The organism is Thioclava sp. ISO4, from assembly GCF_058105145.1.
Genome location: NZ_CM176571.1, coordinates 2,584,676 through 2,602,718 on the forward strand (window position 1 = coordinate 2,584,676; position 18,043 = coordinate 2,602,718).

Genomic DNA, 18,043 nt, shown 5'->3' on the forward strand with positions numbered 1-18,043 from the left:
TTTCTCTATTTATTGTCGCCTTCCTGCGACGCCTTCGCCGCCCCCCTTTATCGACCAGACCGATCACCGAACGCTCACGCCGCCTCCCATCCGCGTGCATCCGCACGGGTCTCACCCAGTGGTGATGGCGCGTGAGCGGGACTGTCACCAAATTGCCAAACACCGTCCCTAGCGACAGGCCACGCGCCCCGTAGCTCTCGGGGAAGCTGCCATTTGAATGAGGGACTTTACATGACCGACACGCTCCGCCTCACCGGTGCCGTCAGCGCACTCGCGCTGGCTTGCGCCGCCGCGACCGCCCAAGCGGGCACCACCGCCGCCGCCGACACCCAGACCGCCACCCCGATCAAGCATCTCGTGGTAATCTTTCAGGAAAACGTCTCCTTCGACCATTACTTCGCAACCTACCCGAAGGCCGCGAACCCCAAGGGCGAGCCGCAATTCACCGCCGCGAAGAACACGCCCAAGGTCGATACGCTCGCAAGCGCCGGTCTGCTGAAGAACAACCCCAACAAGACCAATGCCGCCAATGGCGCGAATGCCGCCGCCCCGTTCCGCCTCGACCGGACGCAGGCCGCGACTGCGGACCAGAACCACGGCTACACCGCCGAGCAGGCCGCGTTCCACGGTGGCAAGATGGATGCCTTCCCGGCCAATACCGGCAAGGGCACCAAGGGCGGCACGGGCGCCTTCGGCACCAAGGGTCAGGTCATGGGCTATTATGACGGCAACACCGTCACCGCGTTGTGGAACTACGCGCAGGCCTACGCGATGAACGACAACGCCTTCTCGAGCACCTTCGGCCCCTCGACGCCCGGCGCGATCAACCTCGTCTCGGGTCAGACCAATGGCGCGGTGCTGCCCAAGGGCTACAAGCTCGCGGCCGATGGCACCTATGACAAGGGGCGCGTCGTGCCCGACGGCAATGGCGGCTGGACGATGATCGCGGATCTCGACCCGACCGGCGATGTCTGCTCGAACCCGAAATACCCGACGACGCTGATGGGCGGCAAGAATATCGGCGATCTGCTGAACGCGAAAAACGTCACCTGGGGCTGGTTCGAGGGCGGCTTCGATCTGACCGCGGTGAACGGGAACGGCACCACCGGATGCGACCGCTCGTCGCTCTCGCAGGTGACCGGCGAGACCTCGAAGGACTACATCCCCCACCACGAGCCCTTCCAGTATTACAAATCGACCCAGAATCTCGATCACACCCGGCCCTCCTCGGTCGATGCGATCGGCACCTCGGACGATGGCGGCGCGAACCACCAATATGACAGCAAGGATTTCTACGCCGCGCTGAAGAACGGCAACCTGCCAGCGGTGACGTTCCTGAAAGCGTCCGCCTATCAGGATGGCCATGCCGGCTATTCCGACCCGCTCGACGGGCAGGAATTCATCGTCAACGCGGTCAACGCGCTGCAGAAATCGAAGGACTGGAAGGACACGGCGATCGTCGTGACCTATGACGACTCCGACGGCTGGTATGACCACGCGATGGCTGTGGTGAACGGCTCGAACATCCCGGTCGCGGGCTATGACGTGCTCAATGGCGGCAAATGCGCCAGCGACAAGACGCTGCCCGGTCTCGACGGCAAGCCGGCGCAGGGCCGCTGCGGCTACGGTACCCGCATCCCGATGCTGGTGATCTCGCCCTATGCGAAGAAAAACGCTGTGGATCACACGCTGGTCGATCAATCCTCGGTCACCAAGTTCATCGAGGATAACTGGCTGAATGGGCAGCGCATCGGTCAGGGCTCCTTCGACGCGCAGGCTGGCAAGCTGAACGGCATGTTCGACTTCTCGAAAGCGGCCAATGGCAAGCTGATCCTCGACCCGGCCACCGGCACTCCGAAGGGCTGAGGCGATGAAATTGCCGAACCTACGATTGATCACTCCCAAGACGATCCGTTCGGCAGAGGGGGCCGCGAGCATCACGCTCGCGGCCTTCCTTTCGGCCGCCTCCGTCGGGGCCGCGACCGATCCCGCGCCGGGTGCGCCCCCTCAGGGCGATGCCGATCTGAGCGCCGTGGCCGCGATCGGCAAGGCGCTGTTTTCCGACCCCACGCTTTCGGCCAGTGGCCAGATGAGCTGCGCGAGCTGCCACGACCCGAAAAATCACTTCGCCCCGGCCAATGCCCGCGCGGTGCAGCTTGGCGGGCCGCATCTCGACCTGCCCGGGCTGCGCGCGGTGCCCTCGCTTACCTATAAGCGCCAGACGCCGCCCTTCACCTTCGGCATGCTCGACCCGACCTCAGAGGCAGGCGAGGCCGCGCCGCAGGCGGTCGCACAGCAAGGGGCAGGCGCGAAAGAGACCGCAGGGCCAAGCGCACCTACACAGCCCGCGCCGCGAAAAACCGCCGGTGCGCCCTCGGCCGCGAGCCCGGTGCCGCGCGGCGGTCTATTCTGGGACGGGCGCGCGGACACGCTGCAAGAGCAGGCGCTGGCCGTCCTCTTCACCCATTTCGAGATGGCAGAGCCCGACCGCGCAACCCTCGCCGCGACCCTGCGATCGCGCTACGGCGACCGCTTCGCGCAACTCTTCGGCGCTGCCGTGCGTGACGACGACAAGATGCTGATCGACGAGGCCGCCTTCGCGCTGTCGCGCTACCAGACCGAGGCAGTGGAGTTTCACCCCTATACAAGCAAATACGATGCCGTTCTCGCAGGCGAGGCGCAGCTGTCGCCCGCAGAGGCGCGCGGGCGTGCGCTTTTCGACGATCCGAAGAAGGGAAATTGCGCGGCCTGCCATCTCGACACGCGGTCCGCCGACGGTCGCCCGCCGCAATTCACGGATTACGAATACGAGGCGCTCGGCGTGCCGCGCAACCCGGCGATTCCGGCCAATGCCGATCCGCACTATGTCGATCTCGGCCTGTGCGGCCCGCTGCGCCACGATGCGATTTCGACGCAGCCCGGCAATTGCGGGATGTTCAAGACGCCGAGCCTGCGCAACGTCGCGACCCGGCACGTCTTCTTTCACAACGGCGTCTATACGAGCCTGAAACAGGTGCTGCGCTTTTACGCCAAGCGCGACAGCGACCCGCGCGCGATCTATCCCATACGCGACAGTCAGGTGAAGCGGTTCAACGATCTGCCCGCCCGCTATCAGGGAAATATCGACCGCACCGATGCGCCGTTCGGACGCGCGCCCGGGGACGGCGACGCGCTTACCGAGGCGGAACAGGCGGATATCGTCGCCTTCCTCCAAACCCTCACCGACGGCTACTCGCCTTCAGATGAGTGACTTAGGTCAAGGCTGATTGCCGTTTCGATCCGGCGACGGCAGTGGCGACAAATGTCGGCCTAGGCCCCCTGCCCGCTCACCGGAACAGAACCAGCGCCCCGGGCGACCATGCGACGCGGGTGCGGGTGCCAACTTCGAGAACGGGCCGCCCGAAGACGTTGCGCATCGAGATGCGGACCGGTTTTTCGGTGCCGTCGAGGCGCACGTCGTAATAGGTCATGTCGCCGTAATAGACGACCTCGTCGATCGTGCCGGGTGCTTCGCGATCCGAGGCCTGTTGACCTTCGTAAAGGAGCGTTAGGGTTTCCGGCCGGAAGCCCACCGCGGCCCCATCGCCTGCGGGCGCGCTCGAGATCTGGCTTTGTGCGACCTCCAGCCGGCCAAGACCCGCCACCTCTGCCGTGACCGCATCGCCCGGCCCGTCCGTCACTGTGGCGGGCAGGAAATTCATCACCCCGATGAAATCGGCCACGCGCCGCGAATTGGGGCTGCCATAGAGCACTTCGGGATCGGCAAGCTGGGCGATCTCGCCCTCGAACATCACCGCGATCCGGTCCGACATGACCAGCGCCTCTTCCTGATCGTGGGTCACGAGAACGAAGGTAATACCGACCTCGCGCTGCAGCTTGATCAGCTCGACCTGCATCTGCTCGCGGATCTTGCGGTCAAGCGCGGAGAGCGGCTCGTCGAGCAACAAAACCTTAGGCTTAAGGATCAGCGCGCGGGCCAGCGCCACGCGCTGGCGCTGGCCGCCCGAGAGCGCATGGGCCGCACGGGCGCCATAGCCCGAAAGCCCCACCATCTCGAGCGATTCCTCGACCAGCTTGGCCTTCTCCGATTTCGAGCGCGGGTCGCGGCGCAGGCCGAAGCCCACATTCTCGGCCACGCTCAGATGCGGGAAGATCGCGTAGGACTGGAACACCATATTAGTGGGTCGCTTGTTCGGCGGCACGCCCACCATCGTCTTGCCGTCGATCAGCACCGCGCCTTCCGAGATCTCCTCGAACCCCGCGATGGTGCGCAGAAGCGTGGTCTTGCCACAGCCCGACGGACCGAGCAGCGAGAAGAACTCGCCCGCGCGGATCTCGGCGGTGATGCCGCGCAGCGCGTGATAATCGCCGTAATATTTATGAACGTCCTGAAAGGCGATCATCGGTTTATCGGTCACAGGAAGCCTCCGGTATCCTTGGCGCCGGTCCGTTTGACCCCGCGCCGACGGAAGAATTCGGCCACGCTCAGAAGCAGGATCGAGGCCGCGACGAGGCAAGTGCCAAGCGCCATGATGACCGGGATCGCTGACGGGAAACGCAGCTGGGAAAAGATATAGGTGGGCAGCGTGGGCTGGTTGCCCGCGAGGAAGAAGGCCACGATGAATTCGTCGAGCGAGATCGTGAAGGAGATCAGGAAGGCCGAGATGATGCCGGGCATCACCAGCGGCAGAACGATCAGCCGGAAGGTGGACATGCGGGTTTCGCCCAGATCGACCGCCGCCTCTTCCAGAGACTGATCGAGCGTGGCGAAAGCCGTCTGCAGCACCGCAATCGCATAGGGCAGTGAGATGATCACATGGCCCAAGATCACCGTCGCGATCGACAGGTTCACCTTCAGCACTTCGAGCATAACCAGAAGCAGCGACATCCCCATCAGGATATCGGGCAGCACCATCGGCAGCAGGATCAGCCCCATGATCCCGCCCTTGCCCTTGAAACGGTAGCGCGTCGAGGCGCGGGCGGCAAAAACCGCGAGGATAGTGGCGCCGGCGGAAGAGGTCAGCGCTATGATCAGCGAATTCGACAGCGCGTGGCGCAGCGTGTCGTTCTCGGCCATCTTCGCGAACCAGTCGGTCGTGAAGCCCTTCAGCGGAAAGGCGATGATCGTGCCGTCATTGAAGGCAAACAGCGGCAGCAGGAAAATCGGCGCGTAGAGGAAGATCAGGTAAGCGATCGCGTAGATCTTGAGGGACGGGATTTTCATGCGCGGCTCACTTTCCGGCCTTCAGGAAACGGCGGTTGAGCCAGAGAAACACCAGCGACAGCGCGGCGACCACCAGAAGCGAACTGACCGCGATGGCCGAGCCCATGGGCCGGTTGTCCAGAGGCAGCATCTGCGCCTGAATGAGGTTCGCGACCATCGGCATTTTACCGCCCCCGATCAGCTCGGGCGTGACGTAATCGCCGACTGTCGGAATGAAGACGATCAGGGTCGCGGCCACCACGCCCGGCATCGCCAAGGGCAGCGTCACGCGCAGGAAGGTACGCCAGCGGCTCTCGCCCAGATCCTGGCCCGCCTCCAGCAACGAGCGGTCGATCTTCTCGAGGCTCACGAAGATCGGCAGGATCGCGAAAGGCGCATAGGCATGGGCCAGCGTCAGCGCGATCGCGCCCACGGAATTGAGCATCTGCAGCGGATCCGCGACCAACCCGTTCGGCCCGATGATCCCGATCCCCTCCAGCGCCGAGTTGATCACGCCGTTATAGCCAAGGATCACCTTCCACAGGAACACGCGGATCAGGTAGGAGGTCCAGAACGGAATGGTGATCAGAAAGATCCAGCGCGCCTTGCGGTTCGGCGCCAGACCGAAGCTCAGATAACAGGCAATCGGGAAGGCCAGCGCGACCGTGACCAGCGTCACCAGCCCCGCCACCAAGAGCGAGCGGACCAGAATCACGCGAAAGATCGGATCGGTCCATGTCGCGATGTAATTCTGCACGGTGAATTCATGCACCACCGTCAGATAGCCGTCCTGGAAGAAGGAATAGGCAAGGATCGTGACCAGCGGCGCGGCCAGTAAAAGAACGGCATAGAGGAAGGGCGGCGAGATCAGCGCATAGCCCTGCGCGGACTCGCTGCGCAGCCAGCTCTCCCCTTTACCCGCCATCCATCTCTCCCGATTTGCACCCGTCTCGGGCGTCGTTGGATGTCACGAAAGCACAAGGTCGCGGGCGTGAAAAGAGGGCAACCGCCCCCGCACGCGTAAGGGCAAGGCAGGTGCCGTAAATTTGTGCAGCGCGACCGGGTGCCGGGTCTGGCACCGAACGTCAGACCGGCAGATCGTCAGGCATCCGCTCCAGCAGACCCGTCAGCGTGCGCAGAGCCGAGCGGAAGCGCTCCTCCGGCACCGAGCCCGCCATCGCGATGCGCACCGCGTTGGGCGCCTGCCCGTCCTGCACGACATATTCGTCGGCCGAGCGCAGCAGCACGCCTTCCATCTCCGCCATGCGCGCGAAGGTGGAGCCGCGCCAGCCCATCGGCAATTTCAGCCAGAGGAAGCTCAGCCCCGGCAGCCAGTTGAAATCCTGACCCGCCAGCGATTGCACCGTCATCTGCAACCGCCGCCCCATCTCCTCCTGCGCGGCGTAACGCAGACGCATCGCCTCGCCGCTCTCGAACAGCAGCGCCACCATGTCGGTGATCGGACGCGCGAGGCCGAAGAAGCTGTGCTGGGCGGCCAGCCGCCCCACTTCGCCCATGCCCTCGGGCGCTGCGACAATGCCGAAACGCATGCCCGCCGAGATCGTCTTCGACAGCGAGGTGACATGCCAGCTGCGCTCCGGGGCGATGACGCGGAAACTCGGCAGGCCGGTCACCGGCGCGGTGTAGCAATCGTCCTCGATGATCTGCAGATCGTGGCGGCGCGCGACCTCGGCCAGCGCTTCGCGGCGCGCCGCGTCCATCCGCCCCGCCGTGGGGTTCTGCGCATCGGGCGTGATGCAGACGATCTGGCCGCCATGTTTGCGACAGGCCGCGTCGAGCGCATCGGGGATCATCCCCTGCGCGTCGATCGCGACAGGATGCACCTCGGCGCGGTTGAGCCGCGCCGCGTGCCGGAAGCCGGGATAAGCCAGCTCCTCGATATAGACGCCGGGGCGATCACCGCGGAGGCAGGTCTGCATCACGAGGTTGATCCCGTTCTGCCCGCCATGGGTCAGCACGAGGTCGTCGGCATTGAGCTCCGACGCGAGCGAGCAATCTTTTGGAAACCAGTCCATCACCGCCTCGCGGCAATAGGCGTCGCGGCGCAGGCCGGGATATTGCAGATAGGTCTTGCCGATGTCGCGGGCAGCTTCGGTCATCGCCCATTGTAACGCTTTTGTCTGGCCGACATCGGGCAATTGTGGCGATCTGAGATTGACCAGATCGTCCGGGGTGGCGTCGACATCCTCTCCGGTATGGCGATAGAGCGGCTCGCGGGGGCCGAGTCGCTGCGTTTGTGTCGATACAAAGGTGCCGCGCCCGACCTTGGCCTCCAGCAACCCCTCCTGCGTGGCGATCTGATACCCCCGTGCCACGGTGCCGGGCGTCACCCCCAAAGACCATGCCAAGTCCCTGACTGTAGGAAGTTTTGCGCCCGGCTTGAGGTCGCCGCGGCGGATGCCTTCGCGCAGCGCACGGACCAGCGCGAGATATTTCGGGCCGGAGATATGGGCGAGTTCGGGAGACCAGCTTGTATCAGTCACAATATTTCTCTGGTTGCCAAAAAGGAGTCATTGTATCCCTTCTATAGCAACAAAGATCACATTGTATCAATACAGAAAGGCATCGCAATGTTTACCCTGTCGCGGACCCGTCCCGTTCCCGCCCGTCATGGCCGTCTGGGCCTGATCGCGCGCGTTGCGCGCGTCCTCGAAACTCGCCGCACGCGGATGGCGCTGGGAAAACTCGATGACCATCTGCTCGAAGATATCGGAGTTAGCCGGGAGATTGCCCGGCAAGAAGGGCGCCGCTTCCTGTGACGCGAACGATCCGGGCAATTCCCCTGACCGGAATCGTCTTTTGGCCGGGCCTCAGCGCCCGGCTCTTTTTTGCCGTTTAATGGAAGCTCAATCGCTGGACTGGATCTCGGCCGGTGCGGCACCCGCATCGCGCCGTGACAGATCGGGGCGCAGAGAAAGCAACTCCGCCCGCTGCGCCGCATCGAAGCCCGCCAGCATGGCGGTCACGGGGCGGAAACTCTCGACCCACACGCCCTCGCAAAGCAGCATCTCCGGCGCGTCGAGCAGCAGCTGCAGATAGCGCACGCCGTCCTCACCCCTGTCGGCCTCGACCCCATCCAACCCGACAAGCTCTTGTGCCATCACCACATTTCCGCGCAGTGGCGCGAGCAACCGGTGATTGGGCGAGACGCGCAGATCCTGCGCGGGATGCCCCTCGCCAAGCGCGCCCGCGCGGATGCACACCGGGCGCAGCAGCGGATTGAGCGCGAGATCGGAGGCGGTAAAGACTCGCGATCCGACCCAGCGCAGCGCCTGAACGCCGGACTCCCGGGTCACGAGCCGCGCGCCGGGGCGCAGATCGCCCGCCGCGACGCCACCGGCCTCGGTCGCCACGCGCGTCTCGGGTGTCACGCAGGGAATGGCCGCGCGAAACGCCGCGATGGAGCCGGAAAACACCGTTTCGCCCGTCGCGTCATAGCCGCTGATATGGCCGTCGGTCTCGTCATGGCTGTCGAATTCCAGACGCAACGCCTCGGTGCGCGCCATCGCGGTGCATCGCAGCCCCTGGGCCGGCGATTGCGCCAAAATCTCCGCGATATCCTTTGCGCGCATGCTCCGCGTCATCCGATCCTGCTGCCTCCCAACAGACGAGATCCAGAATGACACGATAGCGGCAAAACCCTAAGGCGAAAACGTGTTTCACCACTTCTACGTGTGGGACAACGGAAACGCAGTGTTCGTTTCGCGGAAACAACACGAGAACGCCGCGCCCGGAGACACCCCGGACGCGGTCGCTATTTTTGCTCTGGCGCGGGCCCGATGGGGCGCGCGGGTCAGCTCATCAGCAGCACGTTCGCTTCGTGCTTCTTCAGCGTCTTGCGCGCCGCGTGATAGGAATCGCGGCCCTTCGCGGTCTGCAGGTCGGGGAAAATCTCGAAGATTTCCTGACGCTGCGAATTGCCCATGCCGCCCAGCGTCTGATCGCCGGGCTGGAAGCTCTCGGTCCAGGAGCCGTTCGCGAGCAGTACTTCGTGGCGGTCGAACATGAAGTGCAGGTAGCTGGTGCCCAGCGTCTCCACCGTGTCGACGCCCCGGTTGGCGACGAGATGCTTGGCCGCGACAAGAACCTCATGCTCTTCGAAATAGAGCGCGGTCTTGTCATTGGCGACGAGCATCCGGTGGTTCGGCGAAACCATCATGTCGCGCTCGGGCAAATCGTTGCCCAGCGAGCCCTTGCGGATCAGCACCGGCTTGAGATGCGGCGCGTGCTGCAGGCGCTCGCGGCTCATCTCGGCGCGGCCCGCCCAGCGGACTTCCTGAATGCCGTTGTCGCGGGTCAGGACCTTATCGCCTTCACGCAGCGTCTCGACCGGAACCTCGCCGCGCGGAGTCGCGATCAGCGTGCCCGGCGTGAAGCAGGGAATGATATCCTCCATATTGGAGAATTCGAGCGTCCCGGTGACATTGCCGTCGCCATCGAGGAAATCGACCGTCCCGGCATAGGTGCTGACACCCGAGACCGGATCGTAATCGGTGACCGTCGAGTGGACGCGCAGCGGGCCCGCGCCCTGCAGGTCGAGCGTGTCGTAATCGTCGCCGCCCTCGCCGCCATCCAGCGTGTCGCCGATCCCGTCCTCGGACGAGCCGACGATGAACAGGTCGCGATCGTCGCCGCCATAGACGCGGTCGGCCCCCGCGCCGCCTTCCAGCGTGTCATTGCCCTGCTGACCGTAGAGCACGTCGTCGCCCAGACCGCCCATGATGCTGTCATCGCCGGGCTCGCCCGGATCGTCTTGCACCGGGCAGGTGTCGTAGGTCATGTCGGTGATCGAGATCGCCTGATCCGTATCTCCACCATTCGAGTAGGCGATGGTCAGCTTCGCCGTCGGATCGTTGATGGTGACCTTGACCGAGCCGATCTGGTCGTCCTGATTCAGAGAGCCGGTATCCTGATCGCCGCCGGTGATCGTGTAGGTGCCGTCGCCATTGTCGGTGACGGTCTGGTTGCCCTCGGGATCGATCGTGATGTCGACCGGGTTGCCATCGGCATCCACCGCCGAAAGCGTCACGATATCGACATGGTCGTCATAGCTGTCGGAGCGGTCGAGATCGTTGATGCGGAAGCTCAGCCCCTGAACTTCGCCGGTGTAGTCGCTATTGTCCGACGAGAAGGTCAGAACGGTCGTCGAGGTCGGCGACACGCCGTCCCCGCAATCACCGCCCGCACCGTAGAGTTGCAGCGCCGAGCAGCTGTCGAAGTTTTCGCCCGCTTCGGTATATTGCGCCGACGTGGTCAGCGTCGCCTTCGCACCGAAATCCTGCGACTGGAAGTCGAAATGGACCTTGGTCTCGCCCAGATCGACGGTCTGATCCTTCACCTCGCCGCAATCGGTCTGGAAATGGCTCCAATCCACGGTCTCCGAGACCGGATCGCAGGCCGGGCCGCCCGCGGGATCGTTGTCGCCATAGATCGTGTCGTTGCCGTCACCGCCTTCGAGCGTGTCATTGCCACCCTCGCCAAAGATCAGGTCGTTGCCCTGGCCGCCCTCGACCGAGTCGTCGCCCTGACCGGCATAGACCGTGTCATTGCCGTCGCCCGCGATGATGTAATCGTCATTCGGCGCAGCCCCCGGAAGGATCGCGTCGTTATTGTCGACCATGTCGCCTTCGGGATCGCCAGTGTAGTGAGCGTCGATCAGATCGCTGCCGGAGGTGCCTTCAACGATGCCATCGGGCGCGCTCACGTCGATCGTGACGGTCGCGGTGTCGTAACCGCCCTGCCCGTCATAGATCTGATAGGTAAAGCTGTCGGTGCCGGAATAGTTGGGATCGGGCGTGTAGGTGATCGTGCCATCGGGATTCACCGTGACCGAGCCATGCGCCGGATCGCTCGCCCAGGTCACCTTGAGCGGATCGCTGTCGGGATCGCTGTCATTCGAGAGCACGGCAATCGTCTGCGCGGTGTTGTACTTCACGTTCGCGCTGTCGTTGACAGCGTTCGGATCGGAGTTCTTGTCGCAATCATCGTCGTCGTGATGATAGTAGAAAAAAGTCATCCCCAACTCTCCTTGGCGTCCGCTTGGCTCCGTGGCCCCGCGCCGTGTCTTCCCTTTGGCGCAAAGCGGCAGCGCCATGACGTGGCCGGACCCGAAGTCCGAACGTGAATGTCGAGAAGAATTGACCGGCGTCAGCGCACGCGGGCGCTGCCAGCAAAGTCGCCGCAGATCGCTCCGCGTCTCCTTTACCCTAAAGGTCGAGGCCGTTATGGATCGGTCCCCTTGGCAGCGCCGGGCGAGCTCTCTTTCGACAACTCTTCTCTACGGCCACCCCCATGGCCAAAAGCCCCCCAGCAGGGCTTGGCCTCAATTTGCCCTTCTGCTCGCCACAAAGAAAAGGGGAATTTGCCGTTTTCTTGCCTCATTTCGGGGGATTGCTTGAAAAACGAGCACCAATACTCCGAATCGCGAAGTGCCTGTTTTCAAACAGCGTTTCTATTTTGCAAAAGACGAGCTCCCTTTTTGTTCAGGAAACTTGCCAAAGTTTTGCCACTTTTAAACTCGCGGTTGTGTCGCTTTTGTAGGACCCGTCTTAAAAGGCGAAAAACTGTCTTCAATTTAGCGACAATACCGGATTTCATTTGTTTCCCGGAGCGACCCAAATCGCGACAATATTTCCCTCGCAAATATGTCCCAATTGTCTTCGGCCTCGCCGCAATGCGGCATCTGATGCCCGTTTGTTCTGAGAACGAAACGAGATTTCTCCGAATCATCTTTTGATAACCACGTTTCACGATGCCGCGTTCTGCGCCAATTTCGCCTGATTTGGACAAAGGCCCCGGGGCGCGGAAACACCCGCGCCGGACATGCGCAAAACGCGCCGGTGGGATCACCGTCGACGCATAGATCTGTCATTTTCGGAAGATCTGGTGCCCGAGGTCGGATTCGAACCGACACGCATTGCTGCGGCGGATTTTGAATCCGCTGCGTCTACCATTCCGCCACTCGGGCCCAGTTCGAATCCTCTAGCGCGCAGCCGCGCCCGAGGCAAGTACGCTTACAGGTTACGCGTTGAAAACGTGTCGCATTGCTTGAGATCGCCGCTGAGATAGCCCCGCTCGAACCAGCGTTGCCGTTGGGCGGAACTGCCATGGGTGAAGCTGTCGGGCATCGGCACCCTGCCCGCCTCGCGTTGCAGCGTATCGTCGCCGATTTGCGCGGCGGCGTTCATCGCCTCCGCGATGTCGCCCGGTTCGATCGCGCCGATCTGATCCTCGGCGCGGCGCGCCCAGATCCCCGAGAAACAATCGGCCTGCAACTCGATCCGCACCGAAAGCGCATTGGCCTGCGCCTCGGAGCTTTGCGCGCGCACCTCATTAACCTTACCGAGAACCCCAAGCTCATCCTGCACGTGATGGGCCACCTCATGCGCGACCACATAGGCCGCGGCGAAATCGCCCCGCGCGCCGAGCTGCTGGCTCAGCGTGTCGAAGAACGCGGTGTCGAGATAAATCTTCTGATCGCCCGGGCAGTAGAACGGCCCCGTCGCGCCGCTCGCATTGCCGCAGGGCGATTGCGTGACCCCACTATAGAGCACCAGCACCGCCGGATCGTATTGCCGTCCGAGATCGGATTGGAACACGCCCTGCCAAACCTCTTCGGTATCGGCCAGCGTCACTGAGACGAAATCGCCCATCGCCTTCTCGCGCTCGCTCAGCTCGCCCGATTGCGTGACCATCGGGCCCGAAACGCCCGCGCCGCCATTCAGAAGCGGCGTCAGATCGACCCCGAGGAAATAGGCCACGATGACGATCGCAACCACGCCGAGACCGCCGCCGCCCAGACGGCTCGCGCCGCCCCCTGCCCTGCGCTGGCCGCGCCGGTCCTCGATATTGCGGCTGCCGCGCCGCCCTCGCCATTGCATTCGCGAATGCTCCCTCGCTTTTATGTGAAGTCTAGCGTGAGGCCGGGAAAAGCAAAGGTGCAACGCGCGTGACTTGACCTTGCGGCCCGCGCAGGAGATGAAGCGAACCGAGCAGCAAGGAAAAGGATGCCGCCATGATCCGCCGCATCTACGACTGGACGATGGCCCGCGCGAGCCACCCGCATGCGATGTGGTATCTCGCCGCTGTCGCCTTCATCGAAGCCTCGGTTTTCCCGATCCCGCCCGACGTGCTGATGATCCCGATGATCCTCGCGCGGCCTTGGGCGGCATGGCGCATCGCGTTGGTGGCGACGCTGTCGTCGGTCGCGGGCGGCTGTCTGGGCTATCTGATCGGCTATGGGTTCATGGATGCGATCGGCAAGCCGGTGCTGGACTTCTACGGCAAGGCCGACGATTTCAACACGCTCGCGGCCCGGTTCAACGAGATGGGCGGATGGGCCGTGCTGATCGCGGGCGTCACGCCCTTCCCCTATAAGGTGATCACGATCTTCGCCGGCGCCACGAACCTGAGCCCGGTGCTCTTCCTCGGCGTCTCCTTCATTGCCCGCGCGCTGCGCTTCTTCGTGGTGGCGGGGCTCTTGTGGAAATTCGGCGAACCGATCAAAACCTTCATCGAGCGCTGGCTCGGCCCGCTCTTTACCATCTTCGTCATCCTGCTGATCGGCGGGTTCTATCTTCTGAAATATCTCTGAGGCCCCCGATGCAAGATCGCATGCAAACCCTGACCTCCTTCCGCAGCCTCGTGGGCTTCGCCGCCGCAGGCTCCGCCTTCGTGCTCGCCGGGGCCTTCGTCTTTCAGGCGTTCGGCTACGCGCCCTGCCATCTGTGCCTGTTGCAACGCTGGCCGCATCTGGCCGCCGCGATCATCGGGCTTGCGATCCTCGCCTTCCGCCTGCCCGGCTGGACCGCGCTTCTCGGCATGCTGGCCGCGCTGACCACCTCGGTCATCGGCTTCTATCACTCGGGCGTCGAGCGGAAGATTTTCGAGGGCCCCACCGATTGCACCTCGAGCGCCGTCGACACGACCGTCTCCGCCGCCGACCTGCTCAAGCAGATCAACGAGGCCCCGCTCGTGCGCTGCGACGAGATCCCGTGGGACATCTTCGGCATCACCATGGCGAACCTCAACGCGGTCGGCTCGCTCGTGCTGGCAGGCATCTGGCTCTGGGCCTTCCTGAAATCGCGCCGCCCGGCCCTGTGATCTGAGGGGATCGGCTAGGCCGCTGCGCGCGGCCAAGCCCCCTTGCTCCGCCCCGAAAACCGCGCCAAGAACCGCGCATGAGCGAATCCATACCTGATATTCTGTGCATCGGTTCGGTCCTGTGGGACATCATCGGCCGCGCCTCGGTGCATATGCATGAAGGCTCCGACGTGCCGGGGCGGATCGAACGGCTGCCCGGTGGCGTTGCGATGAATATCGCGATGACGCTGCGCCGCTATGGGCTGAAACCTGCGGTGCTGACCGCGCTGGGGCGCGACAGTCAGGGCAACGATCTGATCCAGTCCGCCGAGGTGCTGGGCGTCGATTGCAACTATCTCTACCGCTCCGACGATCTGCCGACCGACCGCTATATGGCGATCGAAGGCGCGAACGGGCTGATTGCCGCCATCGCGGATGCACATTCGCTGGAGGCTGCGGGCGAGAAAATCCTCGCGCCGCTCGCGGATGGGCGGCTCGGCACGGAAAACGAGCCGTGGACCGGGGCCATCGCGCTCGACGGCAATCTCACCGAGGCGCTTCTGAGCCAGATCGCGCATTCGCCGCTTTTCGCCAAGGCCGATCTGCGTGTGGCCCCGGCAAGCCCCGGCAAGGCGGAACGGCTGACGCCGCTGCTGACCCATCCGGCGGCGACGCTTTACGTCAATCTCGAAGAGGCGGGCATCCTGTGTCAGGGCAGCTTCGACAGCGCTGAACATGCCGCCGAGACCCTGCTGGAACGCGGGGCGCAACGCGTGCTGGTGACCGATGGCGGCAAGGCGGCCGCCGACGGCAGTGCGGCCGCAGGCAATGTGATCGCCTCCGCGCCGCCCCCTGTCCTCGTAACCCGCGTGACTGGCGCGGGCGATACTTTCATGGCCGCGCATCTCGTGGCCGAACAGCGCGGCGCGGACCGCATGGAGGCGCTCGAGAGCGCCCTGACCGCAGCCGCGCGCTATGTTTCCGGAGAACTCGCCACATGACCGCCCCCCTCACCTTCGCCGCCGAAGTCGCTGACGCGAAAGCCAAAAAACATCCCATCGTCGCGCTGGAATCGACGATCATCACCCACGGGATGCCCTATCCGCAGAACCTCGAGACCGCGCAGGCGGTCGAGGCCGAGATCCGCAAGGCGGGCGCGGTGCCGGCCACGATCGCGGTGATGGGCGGCAAGATCCATATTGGGCTGGAGCCGGAAGAACTCGAAGCGCTTGCCCAGACCAAGGACGCGATGAAAGTCAGCCGGGCCGATCTGGCGGTGTGCCTCGCGAAAGGCGCGACCGGTGCGACGACCGTCGCCGCGACCATGATCTGCGCAAACCTCGCGGGCATCGACGTCTTCGCCACCGGCGGAATCGGCGGCGTCCATCGCGGCGCCGAAGACAGCTTCGACATCTCTGCCGATCTTCTGGAACTGGCGCAGACTCCGGTCAGCGTAGTTGCGGCGGGCGCCAAGGCGATCCTCGACCTGCCGAAGACGCTCGAGGTGCTGGAAACCCACGGCGTGCCGGTCATCGCCTACGGGCAAGACGCCTTCCCCGCCTTCTGGTCGCGCAATTCCGGCCTGCCCGCGCCGCTGCGCGCAGACAACGCCGCCGAGATCGCCAAGTCGCAACTTGCACGCGCGTCGCTCGGTCTGCCGGGCGGTCAGCTGATCGCCAACCCGATCCCCGAGAGCGCCGAAATCGCCCGCGAGGAAATCGTGCCGGTCATCGAACAGGCGCTGCAAGAGGCCGAGGCGCAGGGCATCGCGGCCAAGGCGGTCACGCCCTTCCTGCTGTCGCGCATCTTCGAGCTGACCGAAGGCCGCTCGCTCGAAGCCAATATCGCCCTCGTTCTGAACAACGCGCGTCTGGCTGCCGCAATCGCGGGCGAAATCATCACAGCGCGCGCCGCCTGATACGCGGCCCATTGCCCATCGTGGCGGCGCTGCCTAGATAGCAGGCAACGCATCGCCACGAGAGGGCGCATCCAGATCATGACCAAAGACGACCCCCATCCGCGCCGCCGCTCGCGTTTCGCCGCGCTGCGCGCCTCCTTCTTCACCGGGTTGATCGTCGTCGCGCCGATCGGTCTGACGATTTGGCTCATGTGGACGATGGCCGGCTGGGTCGATGGCTGGGTGCTGCCTCTGGTGCCGCCCGAACTGCGCCCCGAACGCTATATCGGCGTCAATGTGCGCGGGCTCGGCGTCATCATCTTCCTCGTCTTCACCGTGATCGTCGGCTGGCTCGCCAAGGGCTTTTTCGGCCGCACGATGCTGCGCTTCGGCGAGAGCATCGTCGATCGGCTGCCCTTCGTGCGCACGGTCTATAACGGCCTCAAGCAGATCGCGGAAACGGTGCTGAGCCAATCTGAGGGCAAATTCGACCGCGCCTGCATGATCGAATATCCGCGCGAGGGGCTGAAAGCGATTGCCTTCGTGTCCTCGACTGCGAAGGGCGAAGTCGCGGCGCAGGCCGAAGACGGCGATCCGCTGATCTCGGTCTTCCTGCCGACGACGCCGAACCCGACCTCGGGGTTCTTGCTGTTCGTGCCGCAATCGCAGGTGACCTATCTCGACATGTCGGTCGAGGATGCGGCGAAGCTGATCATCTCGGCTGGGCTCGTCTATCCGCAGCCGAAAGAGGCGAAGCCTGCGAAGAAAACCAAGGTGAAACTTCAGTCGAACAAGGCCTGAAGATCGGTCGACGCCTCTTTGCCGATCTTGTCGGCATGGGCGTCGAGCCAGCGATCCGCCGCAGCCCGGCCCGCCAGTTTCAGCTTCGCGAGCATCCCCCATTCGGGCAGGATCTTCGATTTCGCGCTCAGCTCGCCCATCACGTCGTCATCGGCGATCATATGGATCAGCACGTCCTTCATCGCCCCTTCGGGCAGCCGGTCTTCGCGGATCAGACGATGCACGAAATTGATCGCCCGCAATTCGCGCAGCAGCGAGGAGTTGAAGCTGATTTCGTTGATCCGCTCGTCGATCTGCGCAGGGGTCTTCGGCACCTCGTCGCGGAAAAGCGGGTTGATCGAAATCACCACCACATCGCGCGGATAGGCCGGTTCGAACAGCGGGAAAAGCGGCGGATTGCCGGTGTAGCCGCCATCCCAATAGGCCTCGGTGCGACCCGTCTTCGGATCGTCGATCTCGACCGCCTGGAAAATCTCGGGCAGGCAAGCCGAGGCGAGAATGGCATCCGCGGTGATCTCGTCGCCGGTGAAAACGCGGATCTTGCCGGTGCGCACATTGGTGGCCGAGACATGCAGCCGCGGCCCCTCGCTCGCGCAGACGTCGCGATAGCGAAACCGCTCCACCACCGAACTCAGCGGATTGACGTAGAACGGCCCCGCATCATAGGGCGAGAAGACCCGCGACATGCCGTCGATGAAAGCCGCGGGCGTGAAGGCGTCGAACCATCGCGTCAACGCCTCAGTGCCGGGAAGTTGCGCAGGCATCAGCCGCTCGATGCGCAGATCGACGCTTTCTGCGACCTGACTCCAAAGCTCGTCCAGAGCCTCGCGTGCGCCCTGACGACCGCCCCGCGCATAGCCCGCCTTGAACGCAGCCCCGTTCAGCGCCCCGGCCGAGGTGCCCGAGATCGCCGCGTAGTCCAGCCACTCTTCATCCAGAAAACGGTCGAGAACGCCCCAGGTGAACGCGCCATGCGCGCCCCCACCTTGCAATGCGAGGTTAATGCTCTTGCGGTTCATCGGCTCGGGCCTTTCGCTGCC

General features: G+C 64.0%; 16 protein-coding genes and 1 tRNA gene. 8 read left to right on the forward strand and 9 right to left on the reverse strand.

From position 1 onward, the window contains the following. Positions 1-231: 231 nt before the first annotated feature. Complete coding sequence (locus AC2TZ7_RS12715) at positions 232-1,866, forward strand: phospholipase C (protein WP_489864515.1); 1,635 nt, start codon at positions 232-234, stop codon at positions 1,864-1,866. A 4-nt stretch (positions 1,867-1,870) separates the two neighbouring features. Beyond that, a complete protein-coding gene (locus tag AC2TZ7_RS12720) occupies positions 1,871-3,250 on the forward strand; it encodes a cytochrome-c peroxidase (RefSeq protein ID WP_489864516.1) in 1,380 nt (459 codons plus the stop codon). A gap of 76 nt (positions 3,251-3,326) precedes the next feature. Here the strand turns inward: AC2TZ7_RS12720 and AC2TZ7_RS12725 are convergent, their stop codons facing one another. The 4 genes from AC2TZ7_RS12725 to AC2TZ7_RS12740 form a co-directional block, all read right to left on the reverse strand. Then, positions 3,327-4,403, reverse strand: coding sequence for an ABC transporter ATP-binding protein (locus AC2TZ7_RS12725; RefSeq protein WP_489866813.1), 1,077 nt, complete (start codon positions 4,401-4,403; stop codon positions 3,327-3,329). Between the two features lie 11 nt (positions 4,404-4,414). Beyond that, on the reverse strand, positions 4,415-5,224 hold the full coding sequence (locus AC2TZ7_RS12730) for an ABC transporter permease (RefSeq protein ID WP_075774834.1): 810 nt from the start codon (positions 5,222-5,224) through the stop codon (positions 4,415-4,417). Between the two features lie 7 nt (positions 5,225-5,231). Continuing rightward, complete coding sequence (locus AC2TZ7_RS12735) at positions 5,232-6,128, reverse strand: ABC transporter permease (RefSeq protein WP_489864517.1); 897 nt, start codon at positions 6,126-6,128, stop codon at positions 5,232-5,234. A gap of 160 nt (positions 6,129-6,288) precedes the next feature. Then, entirely contained in the window at positions 6,289-7,707 is a 1,419-nt protein-coding gene (locus AC2TZ7_RS12740) for an aminotransferase-like domain-containing protein (protein WP_489864518.1), read from the reverse strand. A gap of 87 nt (positions 7,708-7,794) precedes the next feature. Between AC2TZ7_RS12740 and AC2TZ7_RS12745 the strand changes: the two genes are divergently transcribed. After that, entirely contained in the window at positions 7,795-7,983 is a 189-nt protein-coding gene (locus AC2TZ7_RS12745) for a DUF1127 domain-containing protein (protein ID WP_098410993.1), read from the forward strand. Positions 7,984-8,070: 87 nt separating this feature from the next. Here AC2TZ7_RS12745 and AC2TZ7_RS12750 read toward each other — a convergent pair whose 3' ends face one another. The 4 genes from AC2TZ7_RS12750 to ypfJ form a co-directional block, all read right to left on the reverse strand. Further along, complete coding sequence (locus AC2TZ7_RS12750) at positions 8,071-8,808, reverse strand: Hint domain-containing protein (RefSeq protein ID WP_489864519.1); 738 nt, start codon at positions 8,806-8,808, stop codon at positions 8,071-8,073. Positions 8,809-9,017: 209 nt separating this feature from the next. After that, positions 9,018-11,240, reverse strand: a complete 2,223-nt coding sequence (locus tag AC2TZ7_RS12755) for a Hint domain-containing protein (RefSeq protein WP_489864520.1) — start codon at positions 11,238-11,240, stop codon at positions 9,018-9,020. Positions 11,241-12,107: 867 nt separating this feature from the next. Further along, positions 12,108-12,191 (reverse strand) — tRNA-Leu (locus AC2TZ7_RS12760). A 46-nt stretch (positions 12,192-12,237) separates the two neighbouring features. Beyond that, positions 12,238-13,104: a KPN_02809 family neutral zinc metallopeptidase gene (gene ypfJ, locus AC2TZ7_RS12765; RefSeq protein ID WP_489864521.1), complete on the reverse strand. Its 867-nt coding sequence runs from the start codon at positions 13,102-13,104 to the stop codon at positions 12,238-12,240. 134 nt (positions 13,105-13,238) lie between these two features. Between ypfJ and AC2TZ7_RS12770 the strand changes: the two genes are divergently transcribed. The 5 genes from AC2TZ7_RS12770 (at position 13,239) to AC2TZ7_RS12790 (ending at position 17,003) form a co-directional block, all read left to right on the forward strand. Next, positions 13,239-13,817 (forward strand): YqaA family protein, encoded by a 579-nt coding sequence (locus AC2TZ7_RS12770; protein ID WP_489864522.1) that lies wholly within the window; start codon positions 13,239-13,241, stop codon positions 13,815-13,817. Positions 13,818-13,825: 8 nt separating this feature from the next. Then, on the forward strand, positions 13,826-14,326 hold the full coding sequence (locus AC2TZ7_RS12775) for a disulfide bond formation protein B (RefSeq protein WP_489864523.1): 501 nt from the start codon (positions 13,826-13,828) through the stop codon (positions 14,324-14,326). 77 nt (positions 14,327-14,403) lie between these two features. After that, a complete protein-coding gene (locus AC2TZ7_RS12780) occupies positions 14,404-15,306 on the forward strand; it encodes a PfkB family carbohydrate kinase (protein WP_489864524.1) in 903 nt (300 codons plus the stop codon). Continuing rightward, positions 15,303-16,223 carry a pseudouridine-5'-phosphate glycosidase gene (locus AC2TZ7_RS12785; RefSeq protein ID WP_489864525.1) on the forward strand — a complete coding sequence of 307 codons (921 nt, stop codon included), beginning with the start codon at positions 15,303-15,305 and terminating at the stop codon, positions 16,221-16,223. Before AC2TZ7_RS12780 ends, AC2TZ7_RS12785 begins: the two co-directional genes overlap by 4 nt. Before the next feature lie 78 nt (positions 16,224-16,301). After that, positions 16,302-17,003 carry a DUF502 domain-containing protein gene (locus tag AC2TZ7_RS12790; RefSeq protein WP_489864526.1) on the forward strand — a complete coding sequence of 234 codons (702 nt, stop codon included), beginning with the start codon at positions 16,302-16,304 and terminating at the stop codon, positions 17,001-17,003. On the opposite strand, the gene AC2TZ7_RS12795 is transcribed toward AC2TZ7_RS12790, so the two are convergent. Beyond that, positions 16,985-18,022, reverse strand: coding sequence for a patatin-like phospholipase family protein (locus AC2TZ7_RS12795; protein ID WP_489864527.1), 1,038 nt, complete (start codon positions 18,020-18,022; stop codon positions 16,985-16,987). The two genes, AC2TZ7_RS12790 and AC2TZ7_RS12795, sit on opposite strands and share 19 nt — an antisense overlap. Positions 18,023-18,043: the final 21 nt, after the last annotated feature.